11 protein-coding genes and 1 pseudogene are annotated in these 10,786 nt (G+C 74.6%); 4 read left to right on the forward strand and 8 right to left on the reverse strand.

Going from position 1 to position 10,786, the window contains the following annotated elements:
• Window positions 1–269: 269 nt before the first annotated feature.
• Both D8M35_RS04280 and D8M35_RS04285 read right to left on the reverse strand, forming a co-directional pair.
• On the reverse strand, window positions 270–1,250 hold the full coding sequence (locus D8M35_RS04280) for an iron chelate uptake ABC transporter family permease subunit (protein WP_126890732.1): 981 nt from the start codon (window positions 1,248–1,250) through the stop codon (window positions 270–272).
• Window positions 1,247–2,299: an iron ABC transporter permease gene (locus D8M35_RS04285; protein ID WP_126890733.1), complete on the reverse strand. Its 1,053-nt coding sequence runs from the start codon at window positions 2,297–2,299 to the stop codon at window positions 1,247–1,249. The genes D8M35_RS04280 and D8M35_RS04285 overlap by 4 nt, the downstream gene beginning before the upstream one ends.
• A gap of 188 nt (window positions 2,300–2,487) precedes the next feature.
• On the opposite strand from D8M35_RS04285, the gene D8M35_RS04290 reads away from it, so the two are divergent.
• On the forward strand, window positions 2,488–3,987 hold the full coding sequence (locus D8M35_RS04290) for a S1C family serine protease (RefSeq protein ID WP_126890734.1): 1,500 nt from the start codon (window positions 2,488–2,490) through the stop codon (window positions 3,985–3,987).
• 37 nt (window positions 3,988–4,024) lie between these two features.
• Here the strand turns inward: D8M35_RS04290 and D8M35_RS04295 are convergent, their stop codons facing one another.
• Together D8M35_RS04295 and D8M35_RS16995 are read right to left on the reverse strand one after the other, a co-directional pair.
• Window positions 4,025–5,182, reverse strand: a complete 1,158-nt coding sequence (locus D8M35_RS04295) for a hypothetical protein (RefSeq protein WP_126890735.1) — start codon at window positions 5,180–5,182, stop codon at window positions 4,025–4,027.
• A 125-nt stretch (window positions 5,183–5,307) separates the two neighbouring features.
• Entirely contained in the window at window positions 5,308–5,643 is a 336-nt protein-coding gene (locus tag D8M35_RS16995; protein WP_238638090.1) for a hypothetical protein, read from the reverse strand.
• Between the two features lie 50 nt (window positions 5,644–5,693).
• Between D8M35_RS16995 and D8M35_RS04305 the strand changes: the two genes are divergently transcribed.
• Complete coding sequence (locus tag D8M35_RS04305) at window positions 5,694–6,056, forward strand: RNA-binding S4 domain-containing protein (protein WP_126890736.1); 363 nt, start codon at window positions 5,694–5,696, stop codon at window positions 6,054–6,056.
• Here the strand turns inward: D8M35_RS04305 and D8M35_RS04310 are convergent.
• The 3 genes from D8M35_RS04310 to D8M35_RS04320 form a co-directional block, all read right to left on the reverse strand.
• A complete protein-coding gene (locus D8M35_RS04310) occupies window positions 6,050–6,415 on the reverse strand; it encodes a hypothetical protein (RefSeq protein WP_194074860.1) in 366 nt (121 codons plus the stop codon). The genes D8M35_RS04305 and D8M35_RS04310 overlap by 7 nt on opposite strands.
• Entirely contained in the window at window positions 6,415–7,350 is a 936-nt protein-coding gene (locus D8M35_RS04315; protein WP_126890737.1) for a DnaJ domain-containing protein, read from the reverse strand. Before D8M35_RS04315 ends, D8M35_RS04310 begins: the two co-directional genes overlap by 1 nt.
• A 366-nt stretch (window positions 7,351–7,716) precedes the next feature.
• On the reverse strand, window positions 7,717–8,469 hold the full coding sequence (locus D8M35_RS04320) for an aminoglycoside phosphotransferase family protein (protein WP_126890738.1): 753 nt from the start codon (window positions 8,467–8,469) through the stop codon (window positions 7,717–7,719).
• A gap of 150 nt (window positions 8,470–8,619) precedes the next feature.
• Here D8M35_RS04320 and D8M35_RS04325 point away from each other — a divergent pair, with 150 nt between their 5' ends.
• Together D8M35_RS04325 and D8M35_RS04330 are read left to right on the forward strand one after the other, a co-directional pair.
• Window positions 8,620–9,261, forward strand: coding sequence for a GntR family transcriptional regulator (locus tag D8M35_RS04325; protein ID WP_202976526.1), 642 nt, complete (start codon window positions 8,620–8,622; stop codon window positions 9,259–9,261).
• A complete protein-coding gene (locus tag D8M35_RS04330) occupies window positions 9,258–10,511 on the forward strand; it encodes an MFS transporter (RefSeq protein ID WP_202976527.1) in 1,254 nt (417 codons plus the stop codon). Before D8M35_RS04325 ends, D8M35_RS04330 begins: the two co-directional genes overlap by 4 nt.
• A gap of 52 nt (window positions 10,512–10,563) precedes the next feature.
• Here D8M35_RS04330 and D8M35_RS16525 read toward each other — a convergent pair.
• A pseudogene (locus D8M35_RS16525) lies at window positions 10,564–10,786 on the reverse strand (NTP pyrophosphohydrolase); the annotation flags it as partial.

A 10,786-nucleotide genomic window follows, 5' to 3' on the forward strand; every position in this document is an offset into this window, starting at 1 on the left:
GGACGGCAGGTGCCCCCTCGCGACGCCACCACGTGACGGACGGGAGGCGCGGCACCGGCCCGCACCGCGCCTCCCGTCCGCCGCGGCGCCCGTTCCGTGCACCCGTTCCTTCCCAAAACGGGTGGGATGCCTTGCGGGAACGGGCGTACCTGGTGTTCCAGGACGACCAGGTGTGCCCGGAACGACCAGGTGTGCCCGGAAGGACCAGGTGTGCGCGGAACGACGGGGTGCGCCTGGAAGGACCAGGCACGACCGGGACTGTGCGGCGCCTACCGCCCGCGGGCGAGCAGCCAGAGCAGGTAGGGCGCGCCCACGACACCCGTGACCACGCCGACCGGCAGCGCGTTGCCGGGGATCGCGAACTGCGCGACCAGGTCGCTCGCGAGGGTGACGACCGCACCGACCGCGGCGACCGCACCGAGCGCGACGCGACCGTTGCCGACGAGGCGGCGCGCGATCGGCGCGGCCATCAGCGCCACGAACGCGACCGGACCGGCCGTCGCGACCGCACCCGCGGTCAGGCCGACGGCGGTGATCAGCAGGAGCACCTTCGCCCGGTCGGGGCGGAGGCCGAGGGCGGCGGCCACCTCGTCGCCGAGCGCGAGGACCGTCAGGCGCCGGGACTGCGCGAGGGCGGCGGCGAGGAGCACGACGACGGCGACCGCGAGGATGCCGACGAGCGTCCGGTCGACGGCGTTCAGGCTGCCGGAGAGCCAGAGGAGCGCGGTGCCCGCCTGCTGGACGGTGCCCGCGGTCAGCATCCAGCCGGTGATGCTCAGGCAGATCGCGGCGACCCCGATGCCGACCAGGACGACCCGGTTGCCGGTGATGCCACGACGCCAGGAGAGCAGGGCGATCACGAGCGCCACGAGCACGGCGCCGACGACCACGGACCCGAAGAGCACGCCGCCGCTCGCCCCGACGAGCACGATCGCGGTCAGCCCGGCCGCGCTCGCGCCCGAGGTGATGCCGATGACGTCGGGGCTCGCGATCGGGTTGCGGACGACGCTCTGCACGATGCCGCCGGCCGCACCGAGGGCCGCCCCGACCAGCACGGCACCGGCGACCCGGGGCCCGCGGAGCTGCCCGACCACGAAGTCCGAGACGGTGTCGCCGTGGCCGACCAGGGCGCCGGCGACCTGCAGCGGCGAGAGCGGGATCTCCCCCACCCCGAGCCCGACGAGCACGAGGGCGACCAGGAGCACGAGGACCGCGCCGAGCACGGCGAGCTCGCGGCGGACCGCGGTCACAGGCCGGTCACCACCCGCGACCGCACCAGCCAGATGAAGACGGGTGCGCCGATGAGCGCGGTCACGATGCCGACCTGCAGCTCCCCCGGGTACGCGACGACCCGGCCGATCACGTCGGCGACGAGCAGGAGCGCGGGTGCGACGAGGGCGGACAGGAGGATCGTCCAACGCTGGTCGGGTCCGCTCAGCCGGCGGACGGCGTGCGGGACGGCGAGGCCGACGAACGCGATCGGACCGGCGGCCGCCACCGCCGACCCCGCGAGCAGGACCGTCACGATGCCGCCCACGACACGGACGAGGACGACCCGCTGGCCGAGCGACGCGGCGAGCTCGTCACCGAGCGCGAGGGTGTTGAGGGAGCGTCCGAGCCCCGCGGCCACGACGAGCCCGACGAGCACGGGGACCGCGACGACCCCGGCGGTGCCGAGGTCCTTCCCGGCGAGCGCACCGACCTGCCAGAAGCGCAGCTGGTCGAGCAGGCTCTGGCTCGACACGAGGACCGCCGTCGTGATCGACGACAGGGCTGCGGCGACGACCGCCCCGGCGAGCGCGAGCCCGACCGGCGACAGGCCGCGACGGGCGACGGCGGCGATGCCGTAGACGAGCAGTGCCGCGAGTCCGGCACCGACGAAGGCGAACGGCAGGTAGGCGGCGGTCCCGCTGATGCCGAACACCGCGATGCCGACGACGACGGCGAGGGCCGCTCCCGCGTTGATGCCGAGGATGCTCGGGTCGGCGAGCGGGTTCCGGGTCACCCCCTGCATCACGGCGCCGGCCACCCCGAGCGCGGCGCCGGCCAGCAGCCCGACGATCGTGCGCGGCACACGGTTGCCGAGGACGATGAGACCCACCTCGTCGTCCCGGTGCGGGTGCAGGACGACGTCGAGGACGGTCCCGAGCGGGATCGGGCGCGAGCCGAACGCCACGGAGAGCGCCACGGCCACCACGAGCACGGCGACCCCGAGCAGCGCCGCCCCGACGAGGCGGGACCGCGTGGCGGGTGCCGGGCGGGGCCGGACGGCGGGGGTGACGGGTGAGGACGCGCGCATGGGAGGTGCGGCAAGCCTAATCCCGCACCTCGTTCGGCGGCTCCCGAGGAAGCCCGGAGCAGCCACAGGGCCCGTTCATAGGGTCGTCTTGGGTTCGGCTCCTGTACTGGTCTCCGTCGACACCCGACCGGGTCGTCGAGGAGCACACCGCCACCCCCGGGTGGTCGAGGGACGACCGGAGAGCACCGATGAACGAGAACCCCGCCGACGACCAGCGCGCGACCGACCGCCCCGGCTGGGAGGCCCCGCACGCCGACCGCGACACCCTCCGCCCCGCCTACGCCTTCGACGGCAGCGGCCCGTGGCTGTACGGCACCGACGGCTCGGGGCCGTACGCCTACACCCCGGACGGCCGTGGCCCGTACCTGATCGGCAGCGCGGCCCTCGGCGGGACGACCGGCATTACCGGCCCCGCGAGCACGACGACCGGCAGTACCTCCTGGGGCTGGACCTCGGGCGCTGCTGCCGCGAACCACCCCGGGGCGAAGCGACCGCGGCGGCTCGGACTCATCATCGGCTCCGGTGTCGCGGCGCTGGCCATCATCGGCGCGGCCGGCGGCACGGCGCTCGGGCTGTCCTCGCAGGGCACCACGACCACGTCGAGCCAGTCGCAGGGCACGACGACGCTGCCCGGCGGCGGGTCCGGCACGAGCGGCGGCACGAACGGCTTCACCGTCCCCGGCTACGGGAACGGCTCGGGCGGCGACGGCACGAGCGGCAGTGGCAGCGGCGGCTCCGGTACGGGCACGGGCACGCAGACCGCTGCGACCCCGGCGACCGCCGCGCAGAAGAAGGGCATCGTGACGATCGACACCGTGATGAACTACGACACCTCGTCGCAGGCCGCGGGCACCGGCATGGTCCTCACCTCGGACGGCTTCGTCCTGACGAACAACCACGTCGTGCAGGGTGCGACGAGCATCAGGGTCACCGACGAGACGACCGGCAAGCAGTACCAGGCCGAGGTCGTCGGCACCGACGCCACGCACGACGTCGCGGTGCTGAAGCTGCAGGACGCATCCGGCCTGTCCACGGTGACGCTCGACGACGACGGCGAACCGTCGACGGGTGACGCCGTGACCGACGTCGGCAACGCGGAGGGCACGGGCAACCTCGTCGCCGCCGCGGGCACGGTCACGGCGCTCGACCAGGACATCCAGGTGCAGAGCGAGTCCGGCACGGGCACCGAGTCGCTGCAGGGCCTGATCCAGGTCGCCGCGCAGATCGTCCCCGGCGACTCCGGCGGTCCGGTCCTCGACAGCGAGGGTGAGGTCGTCGGCATGGCCACCGCGGCGTCGTCCGGGTCCGCCGAGGTCACCGGGTACGCGATCCCGATCACGACCGCGAAGGCGATCGCCGACAAGATCCTCGCCGGAGAGTCCTCGGACACCGTCACGATCGGCCTGCCGGCGTTCCTCGGCGTCCAGGTCGGATCGAGCGCGACCACGCAGACCACCGCGGGGGTCCCGGTCGCCGGGACCGTCGACGGCTCGGGTGCGGCAGCGGCGGGTCTGGTCGCCGGCGACACGATCACGAGCATCGACGGCACCGCCGTCACGAGCAACGACGCGCTGACGTCGGCGATCCGCTCGCATGCCGTCGGCGACCGCGTGCAGATCGGCTACACCGACGCAACGGGCGCGGCGCACACCGTCACCGTGACGCTGACCGCAGGCCCCGCCGCTTAGCGAGCAGCGCCAGCGAGCGGCAGCAGGGGCAACGACGTCAGCCCAGCAGCGCCCGCACGAGGGACCGGTACACGTTGGCCGGGGAGTCGGACCGGAAGGCCGTCTCCCCGGCCTCCGTGCGTCCGATCCGCGCGAAGCCGATCCCCTCGGCGTGCACGACGACGACCGGCGTCGGTCGTCCCGGCCGACGGATCGACGAGACCGTCCACGGCGCCGCCCAGAAACGGGCGAGCCGGGGGTCGGCCTCGGCGACGGCCGCCGGCAGGTCGGGCGCGGTCCCGGCGTCACCCGTCCTGCGGGACAGAAGGTCGGCGTTGAGCGCCCCCGTGCGGAAGGGGAAGGTCCACGACGGGCGGATGCCGAGCCTCCCGGCCGCCAGCGCGACCACCCGCTCGACCGGCAGACGGGCGACGGTGCCGCCCGTCTCGTCTGTCCCGTCCACGACGGTCTCCGACCAGGCCTGGAGGCGCGTGGTCCGTCCGTCGGGCAGTCGCTGCTCCAGGGTGACCGGCTGGGTGTCGTCGCCCCACGGGGCGATGAGCTCCTGCGTGGGCTCGGGGAGCGTCCCGAGGCGGCCGACGAGCCCCGTCTGCACGAGTTCGCGCCCGGCGGGCGAGCGCAGGAGCATCGGGTCCCACCGGCGTCCGGCCAGGCTGCGGAGGGTCCGGAGCGCATCGGCTCCGAGGTGCGTGCCGTCGAGCTGCGGGACCGGCACGGCGACCGGCAGCGCCTCCAGCTCGCGCTGCGGGCGGGACGGTGCGGGCTCCGTCGCGCGGACGGACTCGAGCACGGCCGAGACCAGGTCGTCGGTCTCGAGCATCCGGGCGAGCGGCCGCTCGATGGTCAGGTCGACACGGTGCCGACCGGTGACGAAGAGCAGGTGGGCACCGGCGACGTCGCCCTCCTCGTCGGGGCGGACGTACTCGACCAGGCGGGCCGGCGCACCGGCGGTCGTCCACGGGTCGCAGCCGATGAGCCGCAGGCCGTCGACCGATCCGGGCAGGCGCTCGAGCAGGCTGGTGTGCTCCTCGGCGATCGTCCGTTCCGAGGGGCGGGAGCGGACGGTCAGCACGACGTCGTCACCGGTCAGGCGGAGGTCGGCCTGCGGGGCGTCCTCGCGGCGCCAGCGGTCGGGACGACGGAGGGTCAGGCGGGAGGTTCGGTCCTCGGTGCCGAGCGGGACGGGGACGGCCATGGGTCGAGGCTACGTGGCGGCGCCTGCGGGGACGGCGACGGCTCGCCGGTGATGAGCGCCGCCGGGATGCGACGGGCCACGGGGGCTGCGGCCGTGCCGTGCCGTGCCGTGCCGTGCCGTGCCGGTCAGCGTCGGCGTGGGCGGGGCGCAGGTGGTGGGGGCACCGGCTTCGCAGCGACGACGTCGGCGAGCAGGACCTCGACGGGTCCTCGCCGGGTCTCGATCGTCAGCGTGTCCGCGGTGCGTGCGATCAGCGTGCCGAGGGCGTCCTGCGCGCCGTCCCCGACCCGTGCCCGCACCACGAGCCGGTCGCCGAGCGACGCGTCGCGCAGCACGCCGAGCGCCAGCGCTCGAGCCAGGGCGTCCTGCCCACCGGGAGCGCCACCGATCGGGGGCCGGCCGTCGGGGGCCTGGCCGTCGGGGAGCTGTCCGTCGGGGTCCGGCTGCCGCGGTTCCTGCACGGGTCGAGCGTAGGGGCTGCTCGCAGGGCCGGTCCGCCTAGGGTGGTGGGATGGAGAAGGCGCGCGTGGACAGCTGGATCTGGGCGGTGCGGATCACGAAGACCCGCTCCGCCGCGACCAGCGCGTGCAAGGCCGGGCATGTCCGGGTCAACGGTGAGCGCGCGAAGCCGGCGCAACCGATCGGCCCCGGGGACGAGGTCCGGGTCCGCCAGCACGGGTTCGACCGCGTGGTCGTCGTCCGGGGCATCATCCTCAAGCGCACGAGTGCGATCGAGGCGGCGAAGCACTTCGAGGACCGGACCCCGCCCCGACTCCCCCGCGAGGAGGCCGGCTTCGTCCCGACCCGCGACCGCGGTGCCGGGCGACCGAGCAAGCGGGAGCGCCGCGACCTCGAGAAGCTCCGCGGCTACTGACGGGTCTGCGTGACGTACCGGTCGAGGACGACCTCGAAGTGGTCGGCCTCGACCGTGACCGGCTCGCCGGTCCACGGTGCTTCGAGATGACCGTCATCGTGCTCGTCGAACCCGCGGAGCGCCCGGCCAGAGGGGATGCGCTGCACGCCGACGCGCGTTCCGTGCTCGGTGACCGCGAAGAGCGCGACGATGCGTCCGCGGAGCTCGACGATGCCGTCCGGGGTCTCGTGGTGTCGGGACTCGTCGTAGCGCGGGCCCGGCCCGAGAGCCGTGAACGACGCGACGGTGTCGAGTTCGTGTGCCGGGCCGCAGCACTCGTGCTCCCAGCCGCCGACCTCGACGACGACCTCCTCACGCATCAGACGAAGCGGACGGTCTGCTGCAGGCGGTCGCGGATCTCGAACACGTCGACGGAGCCCTCCGGGGAGAACACCCCGTTCAGGACCTGCCCGAGGGCGCTCCGTCGGACCACGAGCGCGGTGGGCTTCCGCGCCGGGCCGACGACCTGGACGTCCTCGTCGACGGCGGAGTCCGGGACGACCATCAGGCGCCCGGTGAACTTGACACGGGTCTGCTTCTGCACCGCCCGGGCCGCCCGCACGAGTTCCTTGACCGGGCGCTCCCCCGGCGCGAGGGTCTCGCCGGCGATCTCCCCGTGCTCGACGCGCACCGGCGCACCCCAGTCGATCGACTCGACGGCCCAGAGCCCGCTCGGGGTGAGGACCGCGTGGTCGAGCTTGCCCTCGGCACCGGCGTCGAGGTCGTGCCACACGGACACGCCGATGCCCATCTCGGACACGATCGCCGCCGTGGCTTCCTCGGCCAGGGCCTCGGCGAGCAGCCGTCGGATGTGGCGAGGCGCCGAACGCACCAGCGCGGGGTCGTACGGGTCCTCGATCGGGTCGCCGAGGCCGACCCACTCGCGCTCGGCCTGCAGGAAGACCTCGCGGGACCGACCTCCCGGGTGTCCGTGCGAACGCGCCCGGGGCCGGGAGTCGCGCCGGGCCGTCGGGGGTGCGAACGTGCCGTCCTCGTCGTGCGCCCACACCGAGGAGCCGGACGGGGTCCGGGGTGCCGAGGCGCGCGAACCCGCGTCGTACGCCCGCCGAGCGGCCGGCGTCCCGATGCGCTCCCATGCGATCTGCACCTGACGGAAGCGCCGGGCGTCACCGCCGAGGTCGGGGTGCGTCTCGCGGGCGGCCCGACGGTAGGCGCGACGGAGTTCGTCGTCGTCGGCGGTCGCGGGGACGCCGAGGACCTCGTACGGGGTGGCGTCGGCCGGGCTGTCGGTCATGGCCCTGCGACACTACCGGCTGCAGGATCAGAGTCCGCCGCGCGTGCGCTGGGAGCTGCCGGGAGGCGCGGTGCACGTCCGGCGCGTGCGTTGCGTGCGCGAGACGCCCGCGTCTGTGCGGGACGCCGCGGTTCGACGAGCCGGTTCCCTGCCCGAGACGCCGGCGTGCGCCCGAGACGCCGTCCGCCGGCCGAGACGCCGTGGGATCCGGCGGCGTCTCGGTGGCTCGGCGGCGTCTCGCGTCGACGCCGGCGTCTCGTGTCGCCGCTGTGTCTCGGTGAGGTGGCGATGTCTCGCGTCGACGCCGGCGTCTCGCGTGCAGGGCGGCGCGTGGCGTCCCGCGCTGCGGTCGCGGCGCGACCGGCGTCAGGCCGCGGTGACGGCGGTGTGGATCGCGTCGGCGTGCGACTCGATCCACGCGACGTCGGCGCGGTACAGGTCGGCGTGCCCGTGCTCCAGGTCGCTGAGGAACTTCGGGTTCCCGGCGGCGGCCTCGGTCTCCATCGTCGTGACGAGGGCGACGAGCGACGCGGTCATCGTCTCGACGAGCACCCCACGGGAGCGGTCGTCGAGCCCGTAGGCGCGGCAGAACTCCGCCGCCCGGTCGAGGCGCTCGTCGAGTCCCGGCGCGGTGCTCCCCTCGACGAGCCCGGTGGTGAACGGCGCGAAGCGGTAGACGGCACTCGCGACGTCCCAGACCCGTGGCCCGGGGTGTGCGGTGTCGAAGTCGATGAGACCGACGGCAGCGATGCCGTCGTACACGCAGTTGTACGGCGCGAAGTCGCCGTGCACGATCGTCTCGACCGGCAGCCGTCCGGCCTGCGACCAGACGTCGACCGCGTCGTCGCGCGGGTAGCTCGCCGCGACGTCGTGGTACTGGCGGAGCAGCCTCGCGGACGTGACGAGGGCCGCCTCGCTCGCGATCTCGGTGCTCCACGGGTAGTTGCCCGCCGTGCCCGGCACGAAGGTCACGGTCTCGACGGCGTCGCCGACGGCGATCGGTTCCGGTGCCGCGACGAAGCGCTGCTCGTGCAGGTGCGCGAGCAGCCGGTGCACCGTCGGCGTCCAGGGCCCCGCGGGGCGGTGGACGCGGTCGTCGGCTCTGGTGACACGCTCCATCGTGACCTCCTGATCAGTACGTCTCCGTTGACGTGAGGGTCAGCGTAGCGACGGCGGGTGGGGAATGTCTCGATCCGGTCACGAACGCCGTGTGACGTTCTCGCTCCGCAGCGGATGCAACCTTGCATGCAAGGCGTAGGATCGGCTGCCGTGAGCGACACCAGCAGCGAGGCACCCGCAGCCGTCCGGGCCTACGAGCACATCAAGCGGGCGATCGTCCGCGGTGACCTGCCCGGCGGCGCCGCGATCAGCGAGAACGCGCTCTCCCAGGAGATCGGCGTCTCGCGGACACCGGTGCACGAGGCGTTCCTGCGCCTGGCGGCCGAGGAACTCATCCTGCTCGGCGCCCGCCGGGGCGCCGTCGTGCGCCCGATGTCCCCGAACGAGGCGGCGGACGTGCTCGAGATGCGAGAGGCGATCGAGTCGACCGCGGCGACCCGCGTCGTCACCGACGGCCGGGTGACGGAACTGGCACCGCGCCTCCAGGCCGAGCTGGCGGAGCAGGAGGCGGCGGTGGCCGCCGGGGACGTCGACCGCTTCGTCGAGCGCGACGCGGCGTTCCACGGCGCCGTCGTCGAGGCGTCGCGGAACGCGATCGCCGTCCTCTTCGCGCGGACGCTGGGCGACCGTCAGCAGCGGCTCCGGCACCAGCTGATGCGGCTGCGGCCGGAGCAGCTGCAGGCGTCGCTCGACGACCACCGGGCACTCGCCGCCGCCCTCGACGACGGGGACGCCGAGCGGTACGCCGCGGTCCTCCGCGCCCACGTCGCCTCGCACCGGGGTGCACTGTGAGCGGCGCGACCGGGAGCATCCCGACCACCGGGGCCGTGTCGACGCCGACGAGCCGGGTGGCCCCGTGGGCGATGGTCTGGGGTGCGGTCTTCGTGTGCTCGTGGGGCGGCAACCAGTTCTCGCCGCTGCTGCTCATGTACGAGGAGCGGGCGCACTACTCGTCCCTGCTCGTCAACGCCTTCCTCGGCGTCTACGTGCTCGGGCTCGCACCCGCGCTGCTCGTCGCCGGGTCGCTCTCCGACCGGCACGGGCGGAAGCCGCTCATGCTCGTCGGGATCGGCGCCGCGGTCGTCGGCAGCGGGCTCCTGGCACTCGGACCGCTCGGGCCCGGGTTCCTGGCGGCCGGACGGCTCTTCTCCGGCGTCACCGTCGGCATCGCCATGGCGGTCGGCAACAGCTGGGTGAAGGAGCTCTCGCAGGGCCGGTACGACCCGTCGGCGGACACCGGGTCCGGTGCACGGCGGGCATCCCTGGCGTTCACCCTGGGGTCCGGGATCGGGGCGCTGGTCGCCGGGGCGATCGCGCAGTGGGGGCCGGTGCCCGAGGTCACGCCGTTCCTCGTGCACGTCTGCGTCGCGGCGCCGTTCGCCCTCGTCGTGTGGCGGGCGCCGGAGACCGCGGTGCACGGCGGTCTGGCCGGGCCGTGGTGGCGGCAGCTCGCGATCCCGAGCGCCGGGCACCGCCGGTTCACCCGGGTGGTCGTCGTCGCGGCGCCGTGGATCTTCGGCTCCGCCGCGATCGGCTACGGGTACCTGCCGACGCGGCTCGCGGGGGCGACCGGTCCGTGGGGACTCGTGTTCGCCACCGCCGCGACCGTCGTGGCGCTCGGGGTGTCGAGCGCCGTGCAGCCGTTCGCCAAGCGGGTGCACTCGGTGGCCTCGGCGCGTGGGCTCGTGACCTCGGTCGCCGTGATGACCGTCGGGATCGGGGTCGTGCTCCTGGCCGTCGAGCTGCAGTCGGTGTGGGTCGGCCTCGCGGCGAACGTCGTGATCGGTGTCGGGATGGGGACCGCACTGGTGTCCTCGTTGCTCGAGGTGCAGCGGATCGCCGGGTCGCGCGACCTGGCCGGTCTGACGGGGGCGTTCTACGCGGTGGCGTACAGCGGGTTCCTCGCGCCGGCGGTCATCGCGGCGGTCGTGGGCGGCACCGGGGTGCCGGTCTCGGTGGTCCTGGCCGTCGTGGTCGGGCTCGGGGTGGTGTCGTGGGTGGCGCTGCTGGTGTCGTCGAAGCGGTACGTGCCCGAGGGCTGACGCCATGGCGGGCTCCTGCTCGCCGGCGCGGGCTCCTGCTCGCTGCGTCGGGCTACTGCTCGCGGAACCAGCCCGGGCCGCGCACCTCGGCCCCCAGCGCCTCGACGCGGGTCCGGAGCTCCCGGTCCGCCGTCACGACGACGACCGGGACGTGACCGTCGGCGAGCGCCGACCGGGCGGCCTCGACGATCGCGTCGTCGCCGGAGCCCTCGGCACGGACGATCCCGACCGAGTCGCCGTCGACCCCGGCCGGGGCGCCGGCTACCGCGGACCCC

This window comes from Curtobacterium sp. HSID17257 (assembly GCF_003989515.1).
Lineage (GTDB): Bacteria > Actinomycetota > Actinomycetes > Actinomycetales > Microbacteriaceae > Curtobacterium.